The 26966-nt window shown below is 39.0% G+C and carries 31 protein-coding genes; 7 read left to right on the top strand and 24 right to left on the bottom strand.

Going from position 1 to position 26966, the window contains the following annotated elements; all coding sequences use genetic code 11:
• Positions 1 to 170: 170 nt before the first annotated feature.
• The 18 genes from ACFORE_RS07225 to ACFORE_RS07310 all read right to left on the bottom strand — a co-directional run bounded on the left by ACFORE_RS07225 (position 171) and on the right by ACFORE_RS07310 (position 17537).
• Positions 171 to 896 (bottom strand): energy-coupling factor ABC transporter ATP-binding protein, encoded by a 726-nt coding sequence (locus ACFORE_RS07225; protein ID WP_380435078.1) that lies wholly within the window; start codon positions 894 to 896, stop codon positions 171 to 173.
• 14 nt (positions 897 to 910) lie between these two features.
• Entirely contained in the window at positions 911 to 1720 is an 810-nt protein-coding gene (locus tag ACFORE_RS07230) for a CbiQ family ECF transporter T component (RefSeq protein ID WP_294592869.1), read from the bottom strand.
• Positions 1701 to 2705 carry a cobalt transporter CbiM gene (cbiM, locus tag ACFORE_RS07235; protein ID WP_380435079.1) on the bottom strand — a complete coding sequence of 335 codons (1005 nt, stop codon included), beginning with the start codon at positions 2703 to 2705 and terminating at the stop codon, positions 1701 to 1703. The genes ACFORE_RS07230 and cbiM overlap by 20 nt, the downstream gene beginning before the upstream one ends.
• Positions 2706 to 2750: 45 nt before the next feature.
• Entirely contained in the window at positions 2751 to 3149 is a 399-nt protein-coding gene (locus tag ACFORE_RS07240; RefSeq protein ID WP_154455302.1) for a fluoride efflux transporter FluC, read from the bottom strand.
• A 9-nt stretch (positions 3150 to 3158) separates the two neighbouring features.
• On the bottom strand, positions 3159 to 3530 hold the full coding sequence (gene crcB / locus ACFORE_RS07245; protein WP_154455303.1) for a fluoride efflux transporter CrcB: 372 nt from the start codon (positions 3528 to 3530) through the stop codon (positions 3159 to 3161).
• 9 nt (positions 3531 to 3539) lie between these two features.
• On the bottom strand, positions 3540 to 4376 hold the full coding sequence (locus tag ACFORE_RS07250; RefSeq protein ID WP_167829314.1) for an urease accessory protein UreD: 837 nt from the start codon (positions 4374 to 4376) through the stop codon (positions 3540 to 3542).
• 1 nt (position 4377) lies between these two features.
• Entirely contained in the window at positions 4378 to 4992 is a 615-nt protein-coding gene (gene ureG / locus ACFORE_RS07255) for an urease accessory protein UreG (RefSeq protein WP_154455304.1), read from the bottom strand.
• Between the two features lie 22 nt (positions 4993 to 5014).
• Positions 5015 to 5716 (bottom strand): urease accessory protein UreF, encoded by a 702-nt coding sequence (locus ACFORE_RS07260; RefSeq protein WP_154455305.1) that lies wholly within the window; start codon positions 5714 to 5716, stop codon positions 5015 to 5017.
• A gap of 9 nt (positions 5717 to 5725) precedes the next feature.
• The gene (locus tag ACFORE_RS07265; protein WP_154455306.1) at positions 5726 to 6169 is read right to left on the bottom strand and encodes an urease accessory protein UreE; all 444 of its coding nucleotides are present in this window, start codon (positions 6167 to 6169) and stop codon (positions 5726 to 5728) included.
• A gap of 77 nt (positions 6170 to 6246) precedes the next feature.
• Positions 6247 to 7968: an urease subunit alpha gene (gene ureC, locus ACFORE_RS07270; protein WP_154455307.1), complete on the bottom strand. Its 1722-nt coding sequence runs from the start codon at positions 7966 to 7968 to the stop codon at positions 6247 to 6249.
• A gap of 17 nt (positions 7969 to 7985) precedes the next feature.
• On the bottom strand, positions 7986 to 8327 hold the full coding sequence (locus tag ACFORE_RS07275) for an urease subunit beta (protein ID WP_154455308.1): 342 nt from the start codon (positions 8325 to 8327) through the stop codon (positions 7986 to 7988).
• Between the two features lie 23 nt (positions 8328 to 8350).
• Positions 8351 to 8653: an urease subunit gamma gene (locus ACFORE_RS07280; RefSeq protein ID WP_154455309.1), complete on the bottom strand. Its 303-nt coding sequence runs from the start codon at positions 8651 to 8653 to the stop codon at positions 8351 to 8353.
• Positions 8654 to 8682: 29 nt separating this feature from the next.
• On the bottom strand, positions 8683 to 9204 hold the full coding sequence (locus ACFORE_RS07285) for an AmiS/UreI family transporter (protein ID WP_264879771.1): 522 nt from the start codon (positions 9202 to 9204) through the stop codon (positions 8683 to 8685).
• 88 nt (positions 9205 to 9292) lie between these two features.
• On the bottom strand, positions 9293 to 10495 hold the full coding sequence (locus ACFORE_RS07290) for an ammonium transporter (RefSeq protein WP_235281016.1): 1203 nt from the start codon (positions 10493 to 10495) through the stop codon (positions 9293 to 9295).
• A 735-nt stretch (positions 10496 to 11230) separates the two neighbouring features.
• Complete coding sequence (locus tag ACFORE_RS07295; RefSeq protein WP_380435080.1) at positions 11231 to 11785, bottom strand: hypothetical protein; 555 nt, start codon at positions 11783 to 11785, stop codon at positions 11231 to 11233.
• Between the two features lie 24 nt (positions 11786 to 11809).
• Positions 11810 to 13639, bottom strand: a complete 1830-nt coding sequence (locus ACFORE_RS07300) for an ImmA/IrrE family metallo-endopeptidase (RefSeq protein WP_380435081.1) — start codon at positions 13637 to 13639, stop codon at positions 11810 to 11812.
• A gap of 8 nt (positions 13640 to 13647) precedes the next feature.
• Entirely contained in the window at positions 13648 to 15873 is a 2226-nt protein-coding gene (locus ACFORE_RS07305; protein ID WP_380435082.1) for a DEAD/DEAH box helicase, read from the bottom strand.
• Positions 15870 to 17537, bottom strand: coding sequence for a site-specific DNA-methyltransferase (locus ACFORE_RS07310; protein ID WP_380435083.1), 1668 nt, complete (start codon positions 17535 to 17537; stop codon positions 15870 to 15872). The genes ACFORE_RS07305 and ACFORE_RS07310 overlap by 4 nt, the downstream gene beginning before the upstream one ends.
• Before the next feature lie 584 nt (positions 17538 to 18121).
• On the opposite strand from ACFORE_RS07310, the gene ACFORE_RS07315 reads away from it, so the two are divergent.
• The 7 genes from ACFORE_RS07315 (at position 18122) to ACFORE_RS07345 (ending at position 22825) form a co-directional block, all read left to right on the top strand.
• On the top strand, positions 18122 to 18607 hold the full coding sequence (locus ACFORE_RS07315) for an XRE family transcriptional regulator (protein WP_380435084.1): 486 nt from the start codon (positions 18122 to 18124) through the stop codon (positions 18605 to 18607).
• 146 nt (positions 18608 to 18753) lie between these two features.
• Positions 18754 to 19074: a hypothetical protein gene (locus ACFORE_RS07320; RefSeq protein ID WP_253041742.1), complete on the top strand. Its 321-nt coding sequence runs from the start codon at positions 18754 to 18756 to the stop codon at positions 19072 to 19074.
• Positions 19074 to 20159, top strand: a complete 1086-nt coding sequence (locus tag ACFORE_RS07325; protein WP_369908704.1) for a helicase HerA domain-containing protein — start codon at positions 19074 to 19076, stop codon at positions 20157 to 20159. The genes ACFORE_RS07320 and ACFORE_RS07325 overlap by 1 nt, the downstream gene beginning before the upstream one ends.
• Positions 20159 to 20770 (top strand): hypothetical protein, encoded by a 612-nt coding sequence (locus ACFORE_RS07330; RefSeq protein ID WP_380435085.1) that lies wholly within the window; start codon positions 20159 to 20161, stop codon positions 20768 to 20770. The genes ACFORE_RS07325 and ACFORE_RS07330 overlap by 1 nt, the downstream gene beginning before the upstream one ends.
• Before the next feature lie 135 nt (positions 20771 to 20905).
• Positions 20906 to 21532 (top strand): replication protein, encoded by a 627-nt coding sequence (locus tag ACFORE_RS07335; protein ID WP_264338710.1) that lies wholly within the window; start codon positions 20906 to 20908, stop codon positions 21530 to 21532.
• On the top strand, positions 21498 to 21683 hold the full coding sequence (locus ACFORE_RS07340; protein ID WP_000615732.1) for a helix-turn-helix domain-containing protein: 186 nt from the start codon (positions 21498 to 21500) through the stop codon (positions 21681 to 21683). Before ACFORE_RS07335 ends, ACFORE_RS07340 begins: the two co-directional genes overlap by 35 nt.
• A gap of 92 nt (positions 21684 to 21775) precedes the next feature.
• Positions 21776 to 22825 carry a tyrosine-type recombinase/integrase gene (locus tag ACFORE_RS07345; protein WP_020916115.1) on the top strand — a complete coding sequence of 350 codons (1050 nt, stop codon included), beginning with the start codon at positions 21776 to 21778 and terminating at the stop codon, positions 22823 to 22825.
• A 56-nt stretch (positions 22826 to 22881) separates the two neighbouring features.
• Here ACFORE_RS07345 and rpsI read toward each other — a convergent pair whose 3' ends face one another.
• The 6 genes from rpsI to ACFORE_RS07375 all read right to left on the bottom strand — a co-directional run bounded on the left by rpsI (position 22882) and on the right by ACFORE_RS07375 (position 26919).
• Positions 22882 to 23274, bottom strand: a complete 393-nt coding sequence (gene rpsI, locus ACFORE_RS07350; protein WP_154455316.1) for a 30S ribosomal protein S9 — start codon at positions 23272 to 23274, stop codon at positions 22882 to 22884.
• A 22-nt stretch (positions 23275 to 23296) separates the two neighbouring features.
• Positions 23297 to 23743 (bottom strand): 50S ribosomal protein L13, encoded by a 447-nt coding sequence (gene rplM / locus ACFORE_RS07355; protein ID WP_154455317.1) that lies wholly within the window; start codon positions 23741 to 23743, stop codon positions 23297 to 23299.
• 190 nt (positions 23744 to 23933) lie between these two features.
• On the bottom strand, positions 23934 to 24890 hold the full coding sequence (locus tag ACFORE_RS07360; protein WP_380435086.1) for a ketopantoate reductase family protein: 957 nt from the start codon (positions 24888 to 24890) through the stop codon (positions 23934 to 23936).
• Positions 24891 to 25004: 114 nt separating this feature from the next.
• Positions 25005 to 25520, bottom strand: coding sequence for an NYN domain-containing protein (locus ACFORE_RS07365; protein ID WP_167829240.1), 516 nt, complete (start codon positions 25518 to 25520; stop codon positions 25005 to 25007).
• A 30-nt stretch (positions 25521 to 25550) separates the two neighbouring features.
• Positions 25551 to 26300 (bottom strand): 23S rRNA (guanosine(2251)-2'-O)-methyltransferase RlmB, encoded by a 750-nt coding sequence (gene rlmB, locus ACFORE_RS07370; RefSeq protein WP_154454091.1) that lies wholly within the window; start codon positions 26298 to 26300, stop codon positions 25551 to 25553.
• A 61-nt stretch (positions 26301 to 26361) separates the two neighbouring features.
• Entirely contained in the window at positions 26362 to 26919 is a 558-nt protein-coding gene (locus ACFORE_RS07375) for an NADPH-dependent FMN reductase (protein WP_154454092.1), read from the bottom strand.
• Between the last annotated feature and the right edge of the window lie 47 nt (positions 26920 to 26966).

Raw genomic sequence — 26966 nt, forward strand, 5'->3', positions numbered from 1 at the left:
CTTTAGGAACTTTGAAAACTTTAAAAAACGCATTCTCATCGCTTTGAACGTCAAAAAAGAGAAAACCAATTTGTTCTCTCTAGATGTTAGCTGGCATCAACCCACTACAGTTGACAATGAGCCACTTTTGGGGTGCAGTTCATGGGGATTTCTGCTACTTTTTGGTATGTCTATATATTGTCCAAATACTCGATAAAGTCTGGTAGGTCTTCCAAATCTTTGAGGAGGACTTCTTTGTCAAGTGTATGGTCTTCTGTAAAAATATAAGCCTTATCAACGAGGTATCGAATTTGCGTAAAATGGTGACTTGAGATGATAAAGGTCTTGCCAATCGTTTGAAGTCGTTGAATCAGCTCTGTAATGAGTTTGCGATATTTAGGGGACAAGCCGTTAAATGGTTCGTCAAAAATAATCACGTCTGGGTTCATGACTAGGACACTCGCGATAGCGACTAGTTTCTTTTCACCACCTGAGAGGTGATAGGGCACGCGCTCCTTGAGGTGGGTAATACCCAGCAATTCTAGGCTATCCATGACACGTTGCTTGACTTCGTCTTCTGATAAATCTAGGTTACGCAAGCCAAAAGCTACCTCGTCATAGACGGTCATGTTAAACAGTTGAATGTCGGGATTTTGGAAAACAAAGCCAAAATGGCGATAAAAATTGCCGACTTTTTGATTATCATTTAAGAAATCAGCATCAATCTTATCGCCTTCAAAGAAATATTCTCCGTCCTCAAAAGGGTACAATCCGACTATCAACTTCAATAAAGTGGATTTCCCTGAACCGTTGGATCCCATGATACAGACCGTTTCTCCCTTAGAAATGTCGAGGTTAATATCATGAATCCCAATACTATTTGTATAATGATAACTTCCGTTTTCTATTTTAATCATCAGCGACTCCTACTTTAGATAAAATATAAGACAATCAAGGCAACTAATTCGACTAAAACACCGAAATCACAGCGGTTAAAAGGGAGTCGTCTATCCAAAGAATACCCCTTTGAATCACGGCTATAACCTCTTAGCACCATAGCTTGGTAGGTTTCGGTTGTGCGTTCTTTTGAGGACAAATACAATTGTCCTAATAAAGCCCCTAAAACTTGGCGGCTCACGTGTTGCCCCAAGGTCCGCAAACGAATACTGTATAATAATTCCTCTAAAAACATTCCTAGCATATAAATGTATTTTATCGTGATGTCAATGACTAGGATGATAATCGTAGGCAGATGCCATTGACGAAGCGCTAAAATAAACTGCTGCCACGAGGTAATGGCGAGGAAGATGGAAATATTCACTAAAATCAATCCAACGCGTATCAAAAATAGGGTCATGTCGTTTTGGCTAATCACAATACTTGGGAGTAAAACAATGGCAGATATGATAAGCAAACGAAATAATTTTTTGATAATGTTAATGATAACTGAGCCTGGCAAAACGCTCAATTTGATAAACAACAACAGTCCTACTATCCAAAGATAGGTTAAGCTGGTTCCTTTTAAAATCATGATAGTGTAGGTAATTAAAGATAGTAGGCGTATCCAAGGGGATTTTTTGGAGGAGTAAGAAACGTTGGTATTTGTTAAAAAATTAAGCAGGCGAATAACACCCCTGATGTTGATCTGAATGTAATTGCGATGGGGGTCCGTCTTGATGTTATCGTGATTTTCTGCGGTTAACCAAGTAGGTAAAGTTAGATTAGTCTCTCTCTTTTCCATTCAGACTTCCTAATACTTTCCCGATTAAAACAAAGATAATAATGGCAGTAATAGCACTCAAAATATATCCTAGTGGGAGATTGGTGCCTGGAACTGTGTAGTCACTAAACAAACCTTGATAGTCCAATCCTTTAGCCATCCCTTGTGGTAATTGGCTTGCTACACCTTCTGATTTTAATTTATCTAGCATTTCAGATTTTGACCATTCCCCAAAGGCTGTTCCTTGAGCTAATAATCCAATCGGGCTCAAAACCACTAGAGCTCCTAAAAGGTAATACAAGGGTTTAAAGGATGTTTTGGCATTTTCTGACTGAATAGCGGCATTTTCGTAGAGTTCATTTGGAGTAACGCGTTTAACAAAGCGGTAAATGACGTAAGTAAAGAAGGCTTCGATTGGTCCTGCAAACAAGAGGTGCGTCAAGGTCATGGCAGGAACTGTGATTGATAGTGGGTAAGGATTGTAAAGGGCTTGGCCACTAGCCGTATGGAAAAGAACAGGTTGCAAGCCTAGTTCTACCCCAACTAGCAAGGCAGATACATTGATACCAATATAAGAACCAAGGATAACCCCAAGGTCACTGTGATGGCGTTTGGCAAAGAAACGGTAAATAGCATAGCCAACAAAAGGCATCACGCAGGCCATGTTAAACACATTGGCGCCAAGAGCGATAATTCCGCCATCTGCAAATAAGAAACTCTGCAAAATCAAGGCGACCGTTATGGACAGACAGGCAGCGTACGGTCCAATCAAAATGGCCAGCAAAGTTCCTCCAACAGCGTGTGCCGTTGTACCACCAGGAACAGGCACATTAAACATCATAATCAAAAAAGAAAGGGACGAGGCAATCCCTAACATGGGTGCGAGTTCTGATTTTTCGCTTAATTCAACCTTGACTTTTCGCACAGAATAGCCAACAACAGCGAGCGCTCCTGCAGCCAAAACCGCACACGTTTCTGGACTTAAGTAATTATCTGGTATATGCATACGATATACTCTCTTTCTTTTAATTCACTAAATCAATTCATTAAATTATTTTACTAAATATTCTTTAACTTTATTGCCCAAAGTCAATCGAAGTCCTACGACTACCGCAGCATAGCCTATGACGAGATTTAAGACAATATAACAAGCAGCTTCTATCACACGATTGGACGCCAAGAGTTGCACAATGCCGACTGAAAACGATGAAAAAGTCGATAAACTACCACAAAAACCTGTCACGATAGCTTTGTTGGTAAAAGGATTGGTCACGTGTTTGATAAATAATCCTGTAAAGCAGCCGATAATCAGGCAGGCTAGTATATTGACACAAAGAACAGCAAAGGAAGACCCCCAGCTAGCAGGTGTGAGATTTTCAACTAAAACACGAAGACCACCACCAAAAAAGGCACCACTTGCAATTGCACTGTATTTTTCACTATTTTTCATGTTCCCCTCCTAAATGATTCCATAAAGCCATCGGCCTACATAAACACAGAAGATACAAATCAGAACAGAGGCTAACCAGTAGAGCCAAGCGATGCCTTTAGTATTTGCCAAGACCATCTTGTAGTGTTCCAGCGAGTAAGTTGAAAAGGTCGTCAAACCACCACAGAAACCGCCGATGAGAAAGACATTTGCCATATGGGACAAGGCATGATTGGCAGCCATACCAACCAAGACACCAGCAAGCACAGAGCCAATCACATTGGCCCAAAGCGTTCCCCAAGGGATTTTATTGCCTTTGACATTGAGATTATCACTTAAGATTGAACGCAAAAAGGCACCAAGGATAGCCCCTAAGCCTCCTAAAATAACATCTAAAAACATAATTTTCACCTATCGAATGTGAACATCCGGCTTTCTAAGATTGATTGGAGAGAAGATTTTGATTTCTTCGCGGTAAAAATTGGTAAATAACCACATGAGGCGACGATTTTCGTGGTAATTTGGTCCAAGCACACGCAAGACCACACCTGAATCAATTTGAGTAACACCATATCGACAATCCGTATCAATACTAGCTAGGACTTCTCTGAATTGGTCCACGTGTTTTTGCGTCAAAAGCGGGTCAATAATGGTCACGGAATTGTAATTTTTGTATCCTTCGAAAAAGCCAATCTCACCCATATCATCTTCTAGCGGGTCACAGACAAGAAAGTCATTCAACAACAAGCGGTCGTTTTGTTTGATGGTCATTTTCAAACCTGCAAAACGGTATTGAAAAGGTGAGCCATCTGGTGACCAACCAGCTGTCAAGCCATCTGTTAAGATGATTGATGCTCCTTCGTCTAAATCGACTGTCGTTTCTTGGAGATAGTTAGCGTTTTTGTAAGGCACCACTTCGTCAAGATAAAATTCTAGGGTCGCATTTTTACCGACTGTAATCGCGGCGCTTTGTTTGGTCGTTAAGCCATTTTCACACTTGTAAATGTAGCTTGGCGCTTGGCTTGTGACCACAGCATGGGCATTTTCTTCCAAACTGATATGTTGATGATAACTTTCGCCTTCAATAAAGCCACCACCTGTTGAAATCAAGAAATAAACAGGCGTTGTCCCTGTATCAGTAATCGAAGCAGAAATCCGAGAATTGCCTTCTCGGTAAGTTCTTTCTGCTACTGTTCGATTATTGCGGTGGACAAAACGTAAGTCAATATAACCGTCAAGATCTTTCACTTTATAACCCCTCTAATAAGCAGTCGCGTTTGATCCAGTCAATAACACCTTGAAGACCTTCGTCTTTTTTCAAGTTGGTAAACAAGAAAGTACCGTCAGCACGGAATTTTTCAGAGTCTTTTTTCATGCGTTCAAGGTCAGCACCAACATATGGAGCAAGGTCAATTTTATTGATGACAAACAAATCAGATTTAATCATTCCTTGACCAGCTTTACGAGGAATTTTTTCACCTTCAGCCACGTCAATAATGTAAATGGTGAAGTCAACCAATTCTGGGCTAAAGGTTGCAGCCAAATTATCACCACCACTTTCCAAGAAGATGATGTCTAAATCATGATCAAAACGATCTTCCAATTCTTCAATAGCTGCTAGGTTCATTGACGCATCTTCACGAATAGCAGTGTGAGGACAACCTCCCGTTTCAACACCAATGATACGATCTTCAGATAAGACTGAATTTTTCACCATAAATTCAGCATCTTCTTTTGTGTAGATATCGTTTGTAATAACCGCGATGTTGTAATCATCTGCCATATGACGGGTTAGACGTTCGATAATCATTGTTTTACCAGAACCAACAGGTCCACCGACACCAATTCTAATTGTACGTTTCATTGTTGTATCCTCCAAAATTTAATTATGACATGAAAAGTCGTGCTTCTTGTGTTTCGTGATTAATTTGAGCCAACTCTAAGCCCGGGGAATTTGCTCCCAAGAAGTTTTGAGTCAAATGTGAGACAGGTTGGTAGAGGGTTGCAATCTCTTCTACAATATCTCGCAAAATCACTTGCCCTTCTTTTTGACCAAGAGGAATGGCACGCACGGCATTTTGAACAAGCGTTGACGCCACGCTATAACCATACATTAAGAAAGCTTCGTGAAGAGGCATCTTTTTTTCATGTGCAAACAAACTAAACACAATAGCAGGATTGCCATAAGCTTCTTTTTGCTTAATCGTAGCTTGGTAGTCCTTCAAAAATGGGATGTTTTCACCATTTAGTTTCATTAACAAGGTCAGCATCTGTTGGGCAATTAAGCGTGTCCCAACCCTTGTTTCTTTTGCGATGGTTGCGGTATCCATTGAATGATCAAGTTCTAAAAGACGCGAGAAGTCACCCTCTTCTAAAGCCTCATAACTCAATTTCACCAGCAAACCTTCACCATATTTGAACTGTGTTTTGTAATAGTTTTTTAGCCATGTTTTAAACTCAGGTCCTTTTTTGATGCGACGGTCAAACAGGTAATTCTCCATACCAAATGAATGGTTGAAGGTCCCAATTGGAAAGGTCGAATCGCAAACTTGAAAAACTTCTAGATAGTTTAAAAAATTAGTATCCATATCATTTCATCATTTCGCCAAATCTACATAACGGAGTGGTTCAGTCAATTGAACTTCTTTGATTTCATAAGGAATGTGTTTTTTATCCAAAGTTTGTGCCACAACTTTATCAAATAAAAGTGAGATTTTTCCTTCAGAAACTTGAATTGGTTTGTGAAGATTACCAAGCATGTGAGCCAATTCACCCATATTGTCAATATCTGTTGGTGTCACTACCATCATTTCATCAGGAATGACACTAAGAACCAATAATTCTTTATCCGATAGTTTAAAGGCTGAGCCATTTTCCAAAACATCATCGTCCAAACGGATACCATAATCGTGACCGTGGTCACTTGTCACGCGCAAAACTTTTTTAAGCAAATCATCGCTTTTTACCATCGCTGTTTCAACGTGAAAATCTTGCAAATTACTGATATCATCAACATTTTTGTACACTTCTGTTAAAATCATCGTTTTCTCCTTAAAAACAAAAACGGGAATTCAATAAAACTATGTGATTATACCGAATTCCCTTGTTACTCATTATCCTAGAACAAGTAATAACGTTGTGCCAATGAAATTGTTTCAACAGGATCACAAGAAATCAATTTATCATCGATTGTTACTTCAAATGATTGAGGGTCAATCTTGATTGTTTTTGGTGTGTAGTTGTTAAGTTTCATGTCACGTTTTGTTAAGTTACGTGTATTATGAACAGGAAGAACAATATGGTCTAGGCCAAGTTCTTCTTTAATACCATGGTCATAAGCGTATTGTGAAACAAAAGTAATGTTTGTGCTTCCGATAGCTTTACCTTTAGCACCATACAAATCACGCATCATACGTGGTTGAGGTGTTGGAAGACTTGAGCTGGCATCACCCATAACACCGTAAGTAATCATACCTGCTTTAAGAACCATTTTGGGTTTTGTACCAAATTTAGAAGGTTCCCAAATAACAAGATCAGCGTATTTACCAACTTCAACTGAACCAATGTAATCAGACATACCATTGACGATAGCAGGGTTGATAGTATATTTAGCCACATAACGTTTGATACGGTTATTGTCGTTAAATTCACTATCACCTTCAAGTGGTCCAAATTGAGCTTTCATTTTATCAGCTAATTGCCAACAACGCATAGCCACTTCACCAACACGACCCATAGCCATCGCATCAGATGTCATGACTGAAAGAGCACCCATATCATGAAGCACGTCTTCGGCCGCAACGGTTTGTTTACGAACACGAGATTCAGCAAATGAAACGTCTTCTGGGACTTTAGGGTCAAGGTTGTGACAAACCATAGTCATATCGAACAATTCATCGATAACGTTCTTAGTATAAGGGTTTGTTGGGTTAGTTGATGATGGCAAGATATTATCTTGACCAGCAACGACCATGATGTCTGGAGCATGTCCCCCACCGGCACCTTCGGTGTGGAATGTGTGGACGGTTCTTCCGGCAAAGGCATTCAAGGTATTTTCAACGAATCCACCTTCGTTCAAAGAGTCAGTGTGGACGGCAAATTGAACGTCGTATTTATCACAGGCTTTCAATGAATTGTCAATACCAGCTGCGGTTGCACCCCAGTCTTCGTGGGTTTTAACACCAGCGGCACCAGCTTCAATTTGTTCTGCGATAGTTTCAGGGTTAGCACCAGCACCTTTTGCTAAAAGACCAAAGTTGATTGGTTCGTTATCCATTGCTTCCAACATACGATGGATATGATATTTACCTGGGCTTGTTGTTGCTGAGTTAGTACCATCGGCTGGTCCAGTACCGCCACCAAACAATGTTGTGATACCATTGTCAAGAGCGGCATGAGTAAGACCTGGAGAAATGTAGTGCACGTGGAGGTCAATACCACCTGCTGTTAAAATAAGGCCTTCCCCAGAAATTGCTTCAGTACTTGCTCCGACAACAAAGTCAATATTATCCATAATATCAGGGTTACCACCTTTACCGATAGCAACGATTTTACCATCACGGATGCCGACATCGGCTTTGACAATACCTGTATAGTCAATGATAGTAATGCCTGAAATAATGGTATCTACTACAAAAGGATTAGATTTTCGTGTTTCATTTGGGTTAACACCCATACCATCACGAAGCACTTTACCTCCACCAAACTTGCTTTCTTGACCATGGACTGTGTAATCTTTTTCAATCGCTGCAAAAAGATTAGTGTCACCTAAGCGAACGCTATCTCCAACAGTAGGTCCATAAAGTGAGGCAAATTGTTTTCGATCCATTTCAAAACTCATAATTTATGCCTTCTTTCCTATTTCTTGTCACGTTTTTCGTTTTTGGCTTTATCCAAATAACCATTGACGCGGTTGTTGAAACCAAAGACGCGACGTTTACCACCGAAATCAATCAAATTAACGGTGTGTGTTTCACCCGGTTCAAAACGAACAGCTGTACCAGCTGCAATATCAAGGCGTTTACCCCAAGCTTTTTCACGGTCAAACACTAGACCTTCTTCATTGGCTTCGTAAAAATGATAATGAGAACCTACTTGAACAGGTCGGTCACCAGCATTTTTAACTTCCAATGAAATAGCTTCATAACCTTCGTTGTAAGCAACGGGGTCACTAGATAATTTGTATTCTCCTGGAATCATATCTACACCTCCTTTCGTTTTCCTTAGCGGATAGGGTCATGAACTGTAACCAGTTTAGTACCATCCACAAAGGTTGCTTCAACTTGAATCATTGGAATCATTTCAGGAACACCTTCCATGACGTCATCGCGTGTCAAAACACGACCACCTTCATCCATCAATTCAGCAACAGTTTTACCTGCACGAGCTCCTTCTAAAATATAGCTTGTAATCAAAGCAACACTTTCGGGGTGATTTAATTTCAATCCTTTTTCTTTACGTTCTTTAGCAATCATACCTGCCAAAGAAATCATCATTTTCTCACGTTCACGTTCAGTAAGTTGCATTTTTTACTTCCTTTCAGTAATGCGTCAACCTATTTTGGCCACATATTAACAAGCATCAAGAATCCTGGAATCCAAGCTGTTACAATACCTTCAAAAATGGCAAGGAAAGGAACAAATTTTCCGAGATTTTTCTTCAAGTTAATTTCGATAAAGGCTGTTAACCATAACAAACCCCATAGCCACCAGATAATACCGTAAATAGCATTTCCACCATAACCTGAGGTCATACAGAGCAGTCCCGCCGGAATAGAGTTAATCGCTACGAATAGATTAAACCAACCATAAAGACGTTGGTCTAAATCAAAGATAGTATTTATCGCTGTGTAAAGATATGTAAATGCGAACAAAAGACCTGTCGCACTGCCATAGAACCAAAGAGCATCTTGACCAGTCGCATTACCATAAGCAATCGCGATGATATTTAATATCAGACCAAGTCCACCAGTAAAGATGTTCATGACGGCGTTTGATTTATCTTGAATGCCTTCAAGCCGATAAAGCCCATTACTAATTAGTACAATACCAACGTAAAGTAGCACAACACCTAGCATATATTTCGCCTCCTTTCAATGCCATAGTTCACCGCATTGGCACGTAAAAAAAGATTTTACGAACCGATTATACAATCAGCTACAACGATTAATTTATGTCATAAGTCGTTTGTTCTAGCAATGTTTTATCCAAACCTTTTTGAACTTGTTCATCACTAGGTTTAATAGAAGTCAAGTGACCTAGAACTTTCAAAATAATAAAGGTAACCACAAAACTATAAATAGCGACTAGCGCCACACCACCAACTTGAACGAGCAATTGATGTGCACTAGCTGAAACTTGGTTGACTTCTTTATCAGCCAACAAACCGATTAAGATTGTTCCTGTGAAACCACCAACACCGTGAACTCCCCAAACGCCTAGGGCATCGTCCCAACCGCGTTTTTCTTGGAAAGAAAGGGCAAGATTACAAATAATACCAGCAACAATCCCAACAATAATAGCTTTTTGTGGTTCAATATAACCAGCAACTGGTGTAATAGTTGCCAAACCAGCAACAGAACCAGTCAAGACATCAACAAAGTTTACTTTACCACGAACGATTCGAGCGTAAATCATCCAAGTCACCATACCACTGGCAAGACCAATAAAGGTATTTGAGAAGGCTGTTGCAGCTAGTTGACCAGCTTTCAAAGCACCTCCTGAATTAAATCCAAACCATCCAAACCAAAGCAAACCAGTACCAACGGCAGCTGCCATCAAGTTACTTGGTTGCATCGCAATATTGTCTTGATTTCGTCGACCCAAAACAAAGATGGCTGACAAGGCTGCAAAACCCGCGGTCGTATGGATAACCGTACCACCAGCGAAATCAACAAAACCAAGTTTGTCTAAGAAACCGCCACCCCAAATCCAGTGACAAACTGGAATGTAAATGAGGATTGTCCAAACGATAAGCAACCAAATGTAACCCTTCATATTCAAACGTTCTGCAAAAGCACCACTCATCAAAGGTACTGTAATAACACAGAACATTAATTGGAAGGCAAAGAATAAAATAAATGGAATAGAGGCCGCATGGACATTACTTGGAACAAGACCAACATGAGCAAGGCCAAAGTAATCTGAGATATTACCAATGACACCTCCCATATCACGCCCAAAAGCCAAACCAAAACCACCATAAATCCAAATCAGCGTTACAATCCCCATAGAAATGAAAGACTGCATCATGATATAAAGGACGCTTCGTTTCCTAGCTAAGCCACCATAAAAGAAAGCCAAACCAGGCGTCATCAAACAGACCATGGAAGTTGCCAACATCATAAAGGTCGTATCACCGTAGTTCATTTCTTTTCCTTTCTTGACTTAAACACAAAATAAGACACAAATATGAAGAGGTCAAGAGTGACTATACTTGTGGCTTATATTATGTACAGAAATAAAGTAGAAATATGGCATTACACTTACAGTATCGTCTTGACTAGCACTGATACTAAAACATGTTAACATATCCGTTTCCTCACTTTCTGTTAAGTCTATTGTTTTATTTACGGGTACATTATAGGACTTTTCCAAAAAAAAGTCAACACATTTTCAGAAAAATATTTATCACTTTCGAAAATAAAATGACTTTTTTTCATAAAAAACAAACTTTTTTAAAATCAAATAATAGATGTATTTGATTTGTGAGAGAATTCTGTTTTCTATGACTCATAAATGAAAAAATTTTAACTTCGCACCATTTCTCAAAAATCACTCACAACAAAAAAGACATTCAAGAAATATTTCTTGAATGTCCATAAACGTTGATGTAATCGAGTTGATTAACGTTTTGAGAACAAAACTTTAATTTTTTACGGAGAGCAGCACCAAACAAATCCCTTTATATCAACATTTAATAGAAAAAATGCTTCTCCCAAACCCTTTAAAATCCATAAAAATGGATAGCATTAACACCAATTAACACCATAAAATAGACTAGTCACTTCATCAAATTTCATTCCTCTAAACTGTCGGAAAAGCGTAGTTTTTTTTTCCGATTAATCAGAGAAATCCAAAAGGCAGGTTCGCACCTGCCTTTATCTATTTTTTTACCTTATGAGCTAATTCTTCTTGTAGAAATGGTTTTATTGATGTCAGAATAATAGCCACGGCTTTTTTATTTTGATTCTCAGTTCGATTACGTTTATTAAACATATCAATCATGAATTCATAATCTTTTTCTGGTTCAAAGTTATTCCATTTCGTTGCTTTAAATGCTCCAACTTCAAATAAATAACGCAATAATTTACGACTGAAAAATTCTGATGATAATTGAAGAAATTCATTATCTTCTACTGCGTGTAACAACTTAAATAATTGTTCTTTGACATCCACTTCATATTTCAAATCATCACGCTCAAACTTCTTAATGCAAGAACTACCAATAGGATAAAGTACATTACCATTCAATTGATTTTCAATTGTAAAAAGGTAACGAAGATGTTCTTTACCACATATACATGATTCTTCTAATAGTTCATCCTCTTCTACATCTGAAATCTCCCACTCTGAGACTGCTGAGTCCCAGTCATTGGAATCAGAGTTATCCATAACATCTTTGATAAGAGTCTGCAAATATTTACTTTGTGCTACCATAATGTAAAGCCTCTCTAATTTATTTTATAAGCCACTTCTATCAGGAACAAGCTCTTTGAAGCCTTTGTTGACCAATAGTGTATTACACATATTCACATCCCAGCTTGCTGTGCAATTAAGAATGAACTCATACAACATTTCTTGCTGATTTCCTACACGAAGTGTTCTTCCTGATAGTTCAACTAACATTTTACTGATACTTGGTGGTAATTTCATACCAATACAAATGGCAATCACCGTTTCAAGTTTGGGTTCAGTCTTTCCATTCCTCAAGTTGGAAATAGCCTTCAATCCGAGATTGGTTTCATCAGCCAGTTCCTGATTTCGAACATCTCGCCATTTCATCACTTCTACTAATGCAGGAGCAAAACTATTCATCCCACTAAGCTTTGACATAATTTCCAGTGTATCATCAATGTGAACATCAACTTGTTCGAGCCAATTATTCTTATCCTTCGGATAACTAATCGTAAATTGAATATCAGAATCTGCATCACGATTGAGTAACAAGGTTAAAGAAGTAGAGCGACCTATTCGAGTGCTTGACGAAATTTCAAAGACAATACAACATTCATCCATATGATGTCTTGCATAAGGCGTTAGAAATGGAGTTCCTGCAATATCATATGAAAGATACTTGGCATCATTGATACAGAGGTGGGATTCTACATAGAGTAATTCACCTTTCTCAACACGCTTTTTCAAGACTGGCTGAGATAATAATTGAAGACCAAGCTGAATCAGATTTACTGAAAAAGTTTGATTATCCTCTAAATATCCCCGCTTCCATGTGTGAGTTGGAACATAGGTATCATCTATATAAATAAATGCACCTTTCACCTCTTCAAAACCACATTCTGCCAAGCGAACTTTAGCAGATAAACGAGAAACTCCGAAAAACTGAGCTAATTCATCAATCCATTTTTCAAGAATATCAAGAATATCTTGGGTTTGACTCAACTCTAGTAACCGTTGCTGTCTACTCCTTGCTTCTTGAATAAACATCTCTTTAGGCATCAAGATTTTAGGTGCAATTGATTCAGCGTGCCATTCCATCCAACTAATCATATCAGAAGCTTTTTCATCCTTAATGTCATTTGTTGTAGATAGAACAGAAAGTTCCTCTTCCTCAGCTCTTGCTAATTCTAAAGCATAACGATGTAATTCCCAGTGAACACATTCATGAAGAATCGTATTTCTCACAACTCCAAGATTTCGTATCTGAGGAAGCTTTTCATCAATAACTACTGTTCCCGCAGAGATACCCTTTTCAGGATTATCTTGAAAATAGATTTGACCAAAAATTGAAGTATCCTCCGTAATGGAAGCATACTTTAACTGAAGCCCCATTTGTTGAATAATATAATCAGGTTCAACCCTTGTCGGTGTCAGCAAGGCATTTCGGTCATATTTATTCAAAATTGCTTCTGCCACCTTATCCAAATCATCCTTCCAAATAAATGGAACAAGTTTATCAGAGAGAGGATATTTAAAAGTACTATATGTCCCCCTCTCATAGGTGTCAACTTTTACAATTTTAAAATTTTTGATTCCTGCATCAGGCTTTCCAATAGCAGATACACGAAGCCAGCAATTCTTTTCGATGGTATTCTCATAATGATTCGTACGTTCAGTTACTACTGCATAGACATCCGTCAAAATATCTATATCAATTTCGCCATCTCCACGATGTCCAGCATAAACATACTTGAATTCTACATCTGTAACTTCTACTTCATCGTCATAATCATAGGTAATACCTAGCTCTTCAATATTTCCTAGGAAATATTTCTCACTTGCATCATAGATTTCATCATAGAATGTTTTTTCAATATATTTGGTAAAAGAAATCAAGTCCCCTCCTAAAATCCAAACAGTTCATCAATCGGATGCCAATCTGCCATATCGTCTCTCCATTCCCCTTCGTTCAAATAGCGAAGAGTGCCTGCAATATCACGGATAAATGCCCCTTTTAAATTATATTTTTCAAGATAAGCTTTCAAGGCTTCGTATTTCAATGGTGCATACTCGTCAATATTCTTATCTTCACCTTTAGCACTTTCCCCACCCTTGGTTTCTACAATATAGACATCACCATTCTTCATTTTGACAATATAGTCAGGATAGAAATGATGGGAAGAGCTGGCTGTATTATAGACAATTGAAAAATATTGACTTCCTTTATCACCGTTCTTATAGACAAACGCAACAGCATCTTCGTGTGATTCAATGTACTCTTCAAAAAGACGTTCAACTTCACTTCCTTTGAGAACGCTATTTGTATAACCTTCATAGACATTGGTTATCATATCAATATGTTCCAATTTTGGATTATAGGAATAACGTTCTGTCATCGGAATATAGAAATCATTCTCCTGAGGTACTACAAGTCCCATACTGATGGTTGGCTGAATATCAGCTTGTCTAAAAACTTCACGCAGAGCACGCCAATTATTCAAGATAAAGGCTGTCCATTCGCTAGCTTCCAACGTCAAAAGTTTTTGCTTGTTTGGTCGCTTATTATCCATAAAGAAGCGTTTCAGAAGAGCTTCAACCTGACTTACTTTCAAGTGAGTAACTCGGTCAAGTTCATGGTAAGCATGAAGCAAGTCAAGACGATTAGCATGATAGTCTGCTTCTACTCGTCTTTCTCTATCTCGAAGGTGGTCAGAATGTTCCAACGTATCAAAACGACCTTGTTTATAGGTGTTAACAATGGAATTTCCAAATTGAAGTCCTTGATTTTCTAACTTTTGCTTATTTGATTCAACATCTTCTGTCAGATTCCATTCACGAACCATACCTTGATAGAGATTTTCACGTATAGCTTTTTCATTTTGTCCTTCATGCAAATCAAGTACTCGCTCGCTGATTAAACGGAAATCTTTAGCTATATCTTTTCGATTCAGGAGTGGCGTAGGTGTTCCTACTCCTTTTTGAGTAAATGCACCATTCAAGAAGTCCACATCAAAAGTATAAAGATAAGCATTATCCAATACATCAACATCATAATGCCCTTTGAAAGGTTCGGGCATCCGACGGATGCGGCCAATAGTCTGAATAGTAAAGACTTCTCCCATGTTTTCACGAATCTTAATCAGAATTTTAGCCCGTGGGGCATCCCAGCCTGTGGCAATCGCCTGTTTGATAATGAGGTATTCTACTTTGTTATCAAGCTCTTGTACATTGAGATGGTTTCGCTTTTGGTCAGCTAGCCAAATTCCAAGTTTTCCGTCCTCATAAGTTTTATGTAGTTTTTCTTGAATATATTTTTCAATCCGACCAACCAACTCAGGCTCAGAATCCGACTTATCAGGTAATTGAACCAATACCAAGGGATTGATGCCTGTTACACCATTATCAGCGTACCCCTGAACAATCTCTTTTCGCTTTTGCTCGGCACTTTCAAAGAGAAGTTCAAATTCCTCACTAATATCCTGACTTTCATCAAGATAGTCTTCAATTCCTTCATTTACTACCACCGATTTTGTAATCAGTCCTGATGCAATGACCTCTTCTTCCGTCACCTCATAGAACTCTACCTTTTTAGGCATGTTGGGGTCTTCAATGGTAGCAGAAACCTTGACAGTTTTTGATGCATTAAAGCGTGCAATAATATCTCTCGCCTTCTTGGTATCATTACGATGTGCTTCATCAATAACAAGAATAAAATGACGACCTGCTTCGACAGCCTTTTCAATCTTGTCTTCAAGGTTATCACGTTCGCTATCTGAAAGCATGGCTTTTGACTTCTTGCCGATAACACGCTCATAGTTGATAAAAGTAACACTTCCTTTGTTAAATCCATGAAGTAGGGCATCATCTACCGACTGTGCCTTGATAGATAAAAAGTGTCTGGCTTTATCTTGACTCTGTTCTTCAAGCTCTCCTGCTCCAGGTGTAAACCAGACGAAAGCTACATTGTCATGGGTACTTGAGATGTAGGTATCGACCCAGTCAAGAAGGGTAATCGTCTTCCCTGAACCCGTTGGCGACTTAATGACCATTTCATCAACACCATATTCAGGTGCAGTAAATTTCAAAAGTTTATCAACCAATTTTTGTTGGAATTGTTTTAATTCAATCATGACCAGATATCCTTTCCGAAGTAATAGTGTGGAATCTCCTGTTTCGTAATGTTTTTCTCACGAAGGATGCTTTCCTGTTTGGCATCAAAGAAAATCTCGGGATGGAAGAATAAGGTAGAATTTTCGACAAAGTCTGACTCATCCATCTCATCCAGTTGGTCTTCTGATAAGATAACCTGCACTTTAGGATTTGAAATATCCACTCCAAACTCCAATTCCACAAGAGGTGTTACATAGTTGAGCAACTCATATTCAAGGGTGACATCAGGAAATTCTTCCTTGACCACAAAGTCAGTTTTGAAGTATTTGAGATTATGAGGAAGTTCTTCTTGGATATTCGCCAAACGCTTATAAGTTACCTCCTCAGCAATCTTATTTTCATTATTAGTACAAAGAATATATTTACGATTGCCACCATCTTCTTTGTTGAGCTGAGCGACAGCATGACCTGTTGTACCTGAGCCAGCGAAGAAGTCTAAAACTTTACAATTTTTATCTTCATTTCTATCAAGAATCCAAGAAATTAAATTAGTATCTTTAGGATATGAAAACGGTGCATTCGCAACAATATTTTTTAACTGCTTTGCACCTTGTGTACTCGAGAATGTCTCAATCACTCCCATAGGTCGTTGACTACGAGAAATAATATTTCCATCATTATCAGCATTTAAATATTGCTTTGTATATACAATCCATTCATTTTTGAGATTTTTCTTAATCTCTACAAAACCATTTTCAACTCCCCAATCAAATTTCTTTCTCGACCATCTCCAACATGCTTTTTTCCCATTATTATTGTCAGTTGGCATTACGTAACCTCCATCAGGCGTCTCAATTGGATAGTCCAATGATTCTGAGTACTGAATTGAACCCATGCCTAGTTTTTGCAAATAATACTTTCCTCTAGTTGATTCATATTCATCAGATTGCTTATATCTATCTTCGTTAGAAATTGGTACACCTTTGATAGTTACATCATCTATACCCTTAGCATATACAAGGATATATTCATGTTTCAACCTAAATAACTTACTATCCGAGCTTCCACCACCTTCTTTATTACTCCAAATAAGATTAGCTACAAAATTATACTCTCCAAAAACAGAGTCACATAACAACTTCAGTTGAGCTTGTTCATTGTTATCAATTGAAATAAAGATTAAACCTGAATTACTCATGAGTTCCCTAGCAAGCTCAAGTCGCTTACTCATAAAACTTAGCCATTTTGAATGAGAATAGCCATCATTTTTATCTACAATTTTATCATTATAAATAAAATCTTTATTCCCCGTATTATATGGTGGGTCAATATAGATGACATCAATTTTTCCTGCATGTGTCTTCTTCAAGAGGTGCAAACTATGCAGGTTATCCCCTTCAAGCAAGAAGTTATAGTCCTCCGATTCAGGATTCCCCACAATTTTCTTGGTCTCGTCCTCAATGAAGACAGGAATCTTTGTTTTCATTTCCTCCTCGACCAATTCGGCATGTTCCTCCCAGACCAAACCATATTTCTTAGTATTGAGCAAGCGGATAAGATTTTCCAGCTTATCAACATCCTCATTTCGTCTATCCTCCCGTGCCTGTTTTAGGAGCTCCTGCACATAGGCGATTGCTCCATCTTTCTCGTTCTTGCGAGGGCGTTCGATAAAATCTTTAGACATTACAAAACACCCCCTTTCTCAAAAAAGAGGGTGTTTTCGTACACGCAGAAAAGAGGTAGAAAACTACCTTGTTGCTTGTTGCTTGTTGCTTGTTGCTTGTTGCTTGTTGCTTGTTGCTTGTTGCTTGTTGCTTGTTGCTTGTTGCTTGTTGCTTGTTGCTAATGGTATCAAGTTCTAAATCTCCTTGTCAACTGATTTCTTTACTGTTCTATTATACCACGAAGGACTTGAGAAAAAATTTAATACTGCTAAAAGAAAAAATGACCTAGCAAGTCCTTTTTCGGGGTATTTTAGTTCAATATTTCAGAGAAAAACAGCAAGAAATTCCGTTATATCAAGCTTAATGATAGTGACTTGACAAGTTATATATTTATATCCTGCAAAGAGTTAAGATTAGCTTATAAATATAAATAGTCCAAATGGTGGCCACCAAAGGACGGACTGAAACAATATGAAAATTAGTCAAAAAGACTAATTCTGCATATTACTGTTTCACCGTTTCTTTGGTGTGCTTTTTTCCACTCACTCGGTAACTGTAATAGCTCATATGTTTCTTTCCGTCTGAGGGCTGGAAAGGACAACTTATGCTAAAAACTAAAGTTAAAACCCTCTATTGTGAATTGCTCGGGGAATCTATCAAGCAACAATTGATTGAACAAGAAATCCCTCAAAACGAAGTCTCTTACTATTTTGATGATGACATCCGATTGATTTCTGCTCCTGCAATTAGCCAAATCCTAAAAGGGAAACGCAACATAACCATAGATACTGTGGATGCCCTACAAGAAACACTAGGACTAACCAATGTAAAAAGTGTCTTCTTCCCTAATCTTGACTTCTGTGAGTTACTCATTAGCCAATTGACAGAGTTAATTCTTACTAATGGTTCTAGCTATACAAAGCAACTCTTTCAAGCAAAAGAGAATGACATTCAACAGAATCTCTCAACCTTGACAACTGCTCTATATGATTACTTCCCTGATTTTCCTGAGGAAGAAACATCCTATCAAATCGCTGAAAACTTAACTGAATGGTTAATTGAATTTGTTGTTCTTGTAGCACAACTTTAAGAGAAACACTTTCAAGATTTTTGAAATCAAAGATTCTTAAAATGCTTTACCATAGAAGTGTACTTAGCTAAGACAGTCCAGCTCACGACTCAAACCGAGCATGTCGTCCTAACAAAATATGCAAGCCATAAAGGAGGATAAAACCCATGGCAATTAAAACAAAACACAAGAAAGGTGGCTATTCTGCCACAACCGCAATCGAATATGTGAATCCCACAAAACCAATTCACAGCCTTAGCATTGAACTAGAACCCCAACAACTCTTTGAAGATGGAAAGCCAACTGGTGAGATTATCGCCTACAAAGCAACCTTTGTCCAAGAAGGGCTCGAACCCTTCCAAGTCAAGTTTGAAGATAAGGTCAAACTCCCTGAATTTCTTAGATTGGTTGAATTTGACAACCTGCAAGCTGTTGAGGTTCGCTACAACGTCTACTTCAAAGCTGATGGCATCAAGGAGGTCAAATAATGGCAACGAAAGCAGACACCGTCCTGCAATCTTACTTGCTCCAGAGCCTAAATATGGCTCTTGGGGCTCTGATGCAGGGGGAGACGAGCTATACTAATAGCTTCAATATCGTCATTCAAGAGGATGGCTTCATCTTCATCCCTAGGCTTCCTTGTGCCTATATCCTAGATGATGAACTCTATAACAAAATCTTCTTGATTGCCAACGCATCCTTGTACCCCCACTATACGCTTTTGAAGCAGAACGCAACTTACTTTGTTCCACTCAAGACAGATGATATTCATGTTCAGCGTGGGCTCTTCTTTCCGTGGAAGGTAGGCATCTCAAAACGCTTGGTCATCCCTGACCTCGACAAATACACAGCAAGTCTTCCTAAGAATCACATTCCAATTATGGAAAACTTTTCTCTCAATCTTGATAAGGTGAACCACATGGCTATTTGTGGAAACTCGGGCTCAGGTAAGTCTTACGCACTCACCTATCTGCTGTCTGTGCTAAAAAATCAGTCTGATTTAATTATAGTAGACCCAAAATTCGATAGTCCAAGCCGTTGGGCTCGTGAACATAAAATTGCCGTCATCCATCCCGTGGAAAATCGCTCTAAATCTGACTTCGTTTCAGAAGTCAATGAGCGTTTGAGTCAATGCCTAAATCTGATTCAACAACGTCAGGCAATTCTATATGACAACCCCCGCCATAAGTTCACCCATCTCACTATCGTCATGGACGAGGTGCTGGCTCTCTCAGAGGGTGTCAATAAGACCATCAAAGAGTCTTTCTTCTCCCTCTTATCGCAAATTGCTCTACTGGGACGGGCTACCAAGATTCACTTACTCCTTGTTAGCCAGCGTTTCGACCACACAACTATCCCAATTTCTGTTCGTGAGCAACTCAATGTTCTCATCCAGATTGGCAATATCAATAAGAAAACAACCCAATTCTTATTCCCTGACCTCGACCCCGAAGGCATTGTCATTCCTACTGGACACGGCACTGGGTTGATTCAGGTGATTGATAACGAACATCCCTATCAAGTGCTTCCTTTACTTTGTCCAACATACTACACAACGGAGGGCATTCACTAATGATGAAAAAATCATTCTTTATGAGGACTTACAACTTCAATATCTACTTGATGCTGTTTTCACTCCTAACAGGTTTCCTTGGATGGTCATTAAGCTTTCTAGCAAGCACTCTTGACTTAACACTTCCTATCGCACTTGACCTTTCTCAAGTCAATAGCTATCTAGCAATGGGTAGCCATTACGCTTATATGGCTATGAGTTACTTACTCGGTACTTTGTTTGCATCCGTTACGCTTGAAGTCTTGAATCGTATCCGATTTGATAATCTTTTCAACTATTTCAAATCTATCTACCACACCTTCAAGCTCCGTAACTTCCTGACTCAACGAGAAAAGTCAGAGAAGGTCACCACCATAGACAACCAGACCATTACTACCTACAATCCAATCAATAGTAGTTTCAATCGCTGTGCTCATAAGAGCGTGGTAGACATCCGAAAAGATGAAGTTACCGTCTTTATCAAAGTCCCTAGAGACCAGCAAGGGCAAAAAGTCTTGGGCGATATGACTTCCCAGTTGAAAGAAGAAGTCTCTAGCCAGCATCTTGACTACTATTTCTCTGCACCTAATCGGGTTCGCAATAGCCTTTGGTTAGTTGGGAAAAGACGGTAAAAGAGGGGGCTATGGCTTGCGTTAAGCAGTAGCCAAATAGCTCCCTCTTTTCCATTGAACAAGATAATTGGGGGTTACTATGACCCCCCAATTATCCAATAATCAGTAATCAAAATTAGAAAGGCATGTAAATATATGGTAAAAGAACAACGCTCAAGCAAGTGGACATTCCTGTTCTACAAAGAGAGTTGCCCTACTGACTATCTTGAGGTATTAGAAGAATTGCACATCCCCTTCATTCTGAGCCCTTGGCACGACAAAGACATCAATCGACAAACAGGAGAACTGAAAAAAGCTCACAAACACGGAGCATTCTTCTTTGATTCACTCAAGAGCTACAAGCAAGTCTCTGAGTTAATCAAGAATAAATTGAATGGTCCTGCCCATGTGGAGGTTGTCCAATCTCCTAAGGGTCTCTTCGATTATTTCACTCACGCTGAAAATAAAGACAAAACCCAGTACGATGTGAATGACATTGAGGTGGGTTGTGGCTTCAACCTTGATAAATTTCTTGTAGAAATGAACTCAGATGAGTTCATGCACGAAGTCGTGGACATTATTGAGCAGAATGACTTCACTGAGTTTGAAGAATTGGTTTGGTATGCTCGTGCTAATCACACACCACTTCTTGGACTCATCATTGAACGTACTTACTTCTTTGCAAAGTATCTTGACTCACGGCGTTGCAATCCACAACGAAATCAAACAAAGAAAGGAAGTCAAACTGATGATTCAAAACACTCGACCACTTCTACTAACTAGGCAACAAGCTTCTGAACTACTTGGAATCGACCCTAAATCATTCGACAAATACATCAGAAATCACCCAGACTTTCAATGTTTTATGGTTGGGAAGCAGGAGCGATACCTAAAATCTAAGCTTGTAAAATTTATCGAAAATCACTGTGATTAACGGATAACGATTGATAAAATAAGATTTTTCATATATCCTATATGTGACTAGTCTATTTTATCAATCATTTTTCATATAGAAAGGCTGATAAAATGGCAACAATTACTAAACGTGGAAATTCTTTCCGTGCAACTATTTCACTTTACAAAAAAGGGGAATACAAGCGAGAAACTAAAACGTTCAGCAACAAAAAAGATGCTGAACTTTGGACTTTAGAAATGGAGCTTGAAAAAGGACGTGGGAAAAACATTGCTGAACGTTCTACACTATTTACAGATTTTTACCGTAACTGGGTAGAAACGGTAAAGAAAAATGATGTCCGTGAAGCAACCTTCATCAATTACAAGAGAACTCTTGTAGTTGTGGATAGTCTTTTTGATGGGATTCAGCTCAAACATCTTGATGATATTATTATGCAGAAAAAGATTGATAAATATTCTGAATCTCACTCAAAGAAGACTGTAAAAGAGCTAGTTTTAAAGATACGAGGTTCATTAAAATATGCTTATGCTCGTGGTTTAATTACAAATGACTTTGGCCATCTCTTAAAATCAAAAGGGAAAGAGCTACCAAAACGGAATATTCCCCTATCTGTTACAGAATTTAAAAAATTAAGGCAGTATTGCTTAAATCATGCAGAAGAAGATGAATTTAATGTATTAGTAGCTCTAGCCCTTGAAACTGGTGCTAGACGTGGCGAACTACTTGGTCTCAAAAAAGAAGATATTTTTGAGTACGGTATTAAAGTTAGGCGCTCTATCAGCCCAACTAATGACGATACACAACTAAAAACCAAACACTCTAAGCGTGATATTTCTATCAATAAAGACATTTATCAAATACTAGTAAATCTAGCTAATACTAAAACAGATTATGTTTTTGATTGGAATGGATTTAGACAAGCTGGGCAACTTCAACGCTTACTGAAACAACTTGACCTAACTAAGACAACATTTCACGGCTTACGTGATACCCACGCTTCTTTTCTATTTTCAAAAGATATTAGTCTGGATTATATTTCAAGACGTTTGGGACACAATTCAATTTTGACAACTCAGCAATATTATCTTGAATTAATGCCAGAAAAAAAGCACCAGCAGGATGCCGATGCTTTAAGTCTCTTAAACGACTTATCACTATAATTAACACCAACTGACACCAAAAAGTGCCTGTAAACGTTGATATAATAAGGTTTTGATTAACGTTTTGAGAATTGTGAAGCTTTACGAGCTTTCTTAAGACCTGGTTTTTTACGTTCAACCATACGTGCGTCACGTGTAAGAAGACCTGCACGTTTAAGTGAAGAACGGAAATCTGGGTCAACTTGAAGAAGAGCGCGTGCAATACCATGACGGATAGCGCCTGATTGACCTGCGTAACCACCACCTACAACGTTAACGAAAACGTCGTATGAACCTTCAGTTGATGTTACTGCAAATGGTTGGTTGATAACAAGACGAAGGTCAGCATGTGGGATGTATTCTTCTACATCTTTTTTGTTAACTGTGATTTTACCAGTACCTGGAACTAAACGTACGCGTGCAACAGCGTTTTTACGACGACCAGTACCTGTGTATTGTGCTTGTGCCATTTAATAGATGCTCCTTTCTCTCTTAGATAAGTCCTTTGATATCAAGTACTTCTGGTTTTTGTGCAGCATGTGTATGCTCGTTACCAACGAAGACTTTCAATTTCATACCTTGTGCACGTCCAAGAGTGTTGTGTGGAAGCATGCCTTTAACTGATTTTTCAATCAAGCGAACAGCGTTTTTAGAGCGAAGTTCACCTGCTGAGATTTGTTTCAATCCACCTGGGTACATTGAGTGAGTGTAGTAGATTTTATCAGTTGCTTTTTTTCCAGTTAATTTAACTTTTTCAGCATTGATAACAATCACAAAGTCACCTGTATCAGTGTGTGGTGTAAATGTTGGTTTGTTTTTTCCGCGAAGTACGCTAGCAACTACTGCAGAAAGACGTCCAAGAGGTACATCTGTTGCGTCAACAACGTACCATTTACGTTCAACTTGGCCTGGTTTAGCCATGAATGTTGTTTTGTTCATGAGTTCTCCTATACGAATTCGTTTTTGTTTACAAAGTGTGGGTGTTCCGAATCCACGAGTTATTTGAAAGGTTCCGGGGCCTTACAAATGGGGTAAACAATACCATCTATTATAATAACAGAAAAGATAGTAGTTAGTCAAGCATTACCTACTATCTTTTTTTATGTTTTGTATTTCTTGATAGCTTGATTTAACGGTATTTTCGGGTATTTTCCGCTAAATGAACCAAGTGTCTTAGAAAATCATGTGTTTTAGCTTGATAGCCGTATTTTTGCCCTAAATCATAAATGTAGCCATTGATATAATCCACTTCTGTTTGGCGCCCTTTACTCATGTCTTGATACATGGATGGGTAATGCAGTGGGCTTGTCACCTTGCTTACATAATGGATGGTTTGCCATTCTTCGTCACGACTGCCCAAGGGTTTTATGCCCGCTAAATCAGCAACATCGTAAGCTTCGTCAATCAGCTGACGACCTAGCTTTTCAGCCCCTTCGTAATCAATAAACTGCCCCATCCGAATTTCAAATAGCGTACAAATCGTATTGATGACTGAATTAAAGACTACTTTGGTGTAAAGTGTCCCTAAAAAGTTATCCGTGGGATGAGGGGTCAAATTGGAAGTTCCAAAATCAGCAACAATCTGTTTTTGGACAGCATCAAGATTGCCTGATTGGGCAGCTAGATTCACCGAACCCGATCCTGCTTTTCCGATGAAGTCAACATCACCCGCCCCTTTTAAGACTGTTCCAATCAAACAAGTTCCTGCCAAGACTTTTTCTGGTACAAAATAACGATTCAAGGCTTCAATGTGTCCCACACCATTCATTCCTGTGAAAACGTGCTGTTCTTCACGGAAAATATGTTGGCTACGCTCGAGCAAGGTTGCTAAGTGCATTTGCTTATCAAAAACCAGCAAAACATCAGGTTTACCTTTATACTCTTCAGGTCGCTGAAGGGGTATCGGCACCAAGTGCCTTTCTTTGCCATCGCGAGATTGGTAGACCCCACCTTGCTCTGTCACGGTCTTTATATGCTCTTCCCAAGTGTCAATAAAATCCACCTGCGCTCCAAGATGCTCTTTAAGCAACAACCCAAAACGCAAACCCATAGAGCCACTTCCTAATACGGCATAAGTTAACTGCATAAAACTCACTCCCTTAATGCCCTACATTATATCACGTTTGTCAAACCAAAAGGGACCTAGCAGTTATACAAAATACTTATGGCTAGCTATAACTTTTGAAAGGGCAGCAAAAACTTAGGACAAATCATTCAAAAATTGCTTGAGCTGGTCTAATTGGCTATCATTCCAAGGGCGAAGTTTAGGCGTTGACAAATCAATCTGCCGTGACATTTTCCTCAAATTAGAGCCGATCTCGGCAACCCGCTGCTCCAACTCACGCGCCGACACGCGCAAGGCACCTTGTGAGAAAATCGTCCACTGCTCATTTAAGTCGCTGGTTGCTACTTCCACCAAATGACGTGGTGTGTTTAATTCTGCTGCGGTGCGTTCAATATAAGCGTCAGCCGTTTCATCTTCTTCTGTAAAAATCACTTGGATTTTGTACTGGTCATAGCGTTGGCGAACACCAGGGACGTATTGGGCATCAAACACGCAAATAATATCAATATGCTCAAAATGGGCATAGTTGTTAAGCCTGCGTAACAAGAGCGTTCTGGCAGCATCAAGCTGATTCTTTTTGAATAATTGACGTGTTTCTTGCCAAAAAGCAATCATATTGTAACCATCAACCAAAAGGATTTTTTGCTTCACTTTGTTTCCTTCCTAGAGGTTTTTGAGGGTTTAGCCTAATTTATGACGGAAAACCTCGTACATCAAAATCGCAGCTGCTACGCTGGCGTTTAGGCTCTGAACGTGTCCGTTCATAGGAATGGTTATCATTTCATCGACTTGCTTTTTGATATTTGGTGAAATGCCTTTTCCTTCGTTACCAATAATCAAGGCTAATTTCCCTGCGGTATTCCACTTATGGCTAGGGGTGCCGTTCATGTCCGTTCCAAACACCCAAAAACCTTGCTCTTTTAGTTTGTCTAGGGTTTGGCTGAGGTTGGTCACGCGGGCAACAGGAACATGTTCCACAGCACCTGTTGACGTTTTAGCCACAACAGGCGTCACTCCGACCGCACGGTGTTTGGGGATAATCACCCCTGCCACATTGGTTGCGTCAGCCGTTCGCAAAATAGACCCAAAATTATGAGGATCATTTAAACCGTCCAAAATCAAGATAAGAGGATTATCCTCTTGATTGGCTTTATCTAAAATGGCATCCAAATCAGCATAAGAAAAAGCGGATACTCGCAAGACAAAGCCTTGGTGAACGGCGTGGTTAGTCATGTCATTCAAAGTTTTTTTAGGCACCCATGAAATAGACACTTTCTTGTCGGCAGCCAATTGTTTCATGCTTTCTACGTTTTTGCCGTGCAAGTCATCTTGAATGTAGAGTTTATTTCCAGTATTGGCGGCCAAGCTTTCTGTAACAGCGTGCACACCATAAACAATATCAGTCATGTCATTAAGTTCTTTTTTCTTCATAGGACTATTATAACACGAAAGCCAGTCCTCATACGAGAACTGGCTCAGTTTATTTAGTAGCTTACTTGTCATCTGCTGATATCGCAGCAAGAAGGTTTTTGATTTGGGTTTCTAATTGGTTTACAACATCATCAGAAACAACGAGTTTGTTATCTCCCCAAGCTTCTGGGTTAATTGGAACACCTGTGAAAGGTTCCACCACGCGTGTTCTAAGCCAATTCAACAAAGGGATGAGTTGTTCAAAGACATCTTCTGGAGATTGTCCGTTAGCCACACAAGAAGCTGTGACAAATTTATCTTGCAAGGCCGATGGTCCACGCAAGTCAGACAAATCCAAAGAACGGCTCAACCAATCCAAAGCATTTTTCAAGCTTCCTGGAATAGCATGGTTATAAGCTGGCGTGAAAATCCAAAGGGCATCTGCTGCCATCACTTGATCGCGAATAGCTTGGATTTCTGGTAAGACTGGGGTTTCTAAATCTTGGTTCATTAAAGGTAAATCAACACTAAGATATGAAACGTCCACGTGTTTTGGCAATAGACTTTCTACTTTTTTCGCTAATTGTTCATTAAACGATCCTTTACGTAGTGATCCAACGATAAAGACAAGTTTAACCATAATGTGACTCCTTTTCCTTCGTTTTTTAGCAGTCTATCGCATCAATT

The sequence above is a fragment of the Streptococcus alactolyticus genome, from assembly GCF_042649785.1.
Taxonomy (GTDB): Bacteria; Bacillota; Bacilli; order Lactobacillales; family Streptococcaceae; genus Streptococcus; species Streptococcus alactolyticus.

Excerpts from the sequence above, each read along its gene's own strand:
- ACFORE_RS07225 (WP_380435078.1), bottom strand. The coding sequence starts at position 896 with ATGATTAAAATAGAAAACGGAAGTTATCATTATACAAATAGTATTGGG.
- ACFORE_RS07230 (WP_294592869.1), bottom strand. The coding sequence starts at position 1,720 with ATGGAAAAGAGAGAGACTAATCTAACTTTACCTACTTGGTTAACCGCA.
- cbiM (WP_380435079.1), bottom strand. The coding sequence starts at position 2,705 with ATGCATATACCAGATAATTACTTAAGTCCAGAAACGTGTGCGGTTTTG.
- ACFORE_RS07240 (WP_154455302.1), bottom strand. The coding sequence starts at position 3,149 with ATGAAAAATAGTGAAAAATACAGTGCAATTGCAAGTGGTGCCTTTTTT.
- crcB (WP_154455303.1), bottom strand. The coding sequence starts at position 3,530 with ATGTTTTTAGATGTTATTTTAGGAGGCTTAGGGGCTATCCTTGGTGCC.
- ureG (WP_154455304.1), bottom strand. The coding sequence starts at position 4,992 with ATGAAACGTACAATTAGAATTGGTGTCGGTGGACCTGTTGGTTCTGGT.
- ACFORE_RS07260 (WP_154455305.1), bottom strand. The coding sequence starts at position 5,716 with ATGGATACTAATTTTTTAAACTATCTAGAAGTTTTTCAAGTTTGCGAT.
- ACFORE_RS07265 (WP_154455306.1), bottom strand. The coding sequence starts at position 6,169 with ATGATTTTAACAGAAGTGTACAAAAATGTTGATGATATCAGTAATTTG.
- ureC (WP_154455307.1), bottom strand. The coding sequence starts at position 7,968 with ATGAGTTTTGAAATGGATCGAAAACAATTTGCCTCACTTTATGGACCT.
- ACFORE_RS07275 (WP_154455308.1), bottom strand. The coding sequence starts at position 8,327 with ATGATTCCAGGAGAATACAAATTATCTAGTGACCCCGTTGCTTACAAC.
- ACFORE_RS07280 (WP_154455309.1), bottom strand. The coding sequence starts at position 8,653 with ATGCAACTTACTGAACGTGAACGTGAGAAAATGATGATTTCTTTGGCA.
- ACFORE_RS07285 (WP_264879771.1), bottom strand. The coding sequence starts at position 9,204 with ATGCTAGGTGTTGTGCTACTTTACGTTGGTATTGTACTAATTAGTAAT.
- ACFORE_RS07290 (WP_235281016.1), bottom strand. The coding sequence starts at position 10,495 with ATGAACTACGGTGATACGACCTTTATGATGTTGGCAACTTCCATGGTC.
- ACFORE_RS07295 (WP_380435080.1), bottom strand. The coding sequence starts at position 11,785 with ATGGTAGCACAAAGTAAATATTTGCAGACTCTTATCAAAGATGTTATG.
- ACFORE_RS07305 (WP_380435082.1), bottom strand. The coding sequence starts at position 15,873 with ATGATTGAATTAAAACAATTCCAACAAAAATTGGTTGATAAACTTTTG.
- ACFORE_RS07310 (WP_380435083.1), bottom strand. The coding sequence starts at position 17,537 with ATGTCTAAAGATTTTATCGAACGCCCTCGCAAGAACGAGAAAGATGGA.
- ACFORE_RS07315 (WP_380435084.1), top strand. The coding sequence starts at position 18,122 with ATGCTAAAAACTAAAGTTAAAACCCTCTATTGTGAATTGCTCGGGGAA.
- ACFORE_RS07320 (WP_253041742.1), top strand. The coding sequence starts at position 18,754 with ATGGCAATTAAAACAAAACACAAGAAAGGTGGCTATTCTGCCACAACC.
- ACFORE_RS07325 (WP_369908704.1), top strand. The coding sequence starts at position 19,074 with ATGGCAACGAAAGCAGACACCGTCCTGCAATCTTACTTGCTCCAGAGC.
- ACFORE_RS07330 (WP_380435085.1), top strand. The coding sequence starts at position 20,159 with ATGATGAAAAAATCATTCTTTATGAGGACTTACAACTTCAATATCTAC.
- ACFORE_RS07335 (WP_264338710.1), top strand. The coding sequence starts at position 20,906 with ATGGTAAAAGAACAACGCTCAAGCAAGTGGACATTCCTGTTCTACAAA.
- ACFORE_RS07340 (WP_000615732.1), top strand. The coding sequence starts at position 21,498 with ATGATTCAAAACACTCGACCACTTCTACTAACTAGGCAACAAGCTTCT.
- ACFORE_RS07345 (WP_020916115.1), top strand. The coding sequence starts at position 21,776 with ATGGCAACAATTACTAAACGTGGAAATTCTTTCCGTGCAACTATTTCA.
- rpsI (WP_154455316.1), bottom strand. The coding sequence starts at position 23,274 with ATGGCACAAGCACAATACACAGGTACTGGTCGTCGTAAAAACGCTGTT.
- rplM (WP_154455317.1), bottom strand. The coding sequence starts at position 23,743 with ATGAACAAAACAACATTCATGGCTAAACCAGGCCAAGTTGAACGTAAA.
- ACFORE_RS07360 (WP_380435086.1), bottom strand. The coding sequence starts at position 24,890 with ATGCAGTTAACTTATGCCGTATTAGGAAGTGGCTCTATGGGTTTGCGT.
- rlmB (WP_154454091.1), bottom strand. The coding sequence starts at position 26,300 with ATGAAGAAAAAAGAACTTAATGACATGACTGATATTGTTTATGGTGTG.
- ACFORE_RS07375 (WP_154454092.1), bottom strand. The coding sequence starts at position 26,919 with ATGGTTAAACTTGTCTTTATCGTTGGATCACTACGTAAAGGATCGTTT.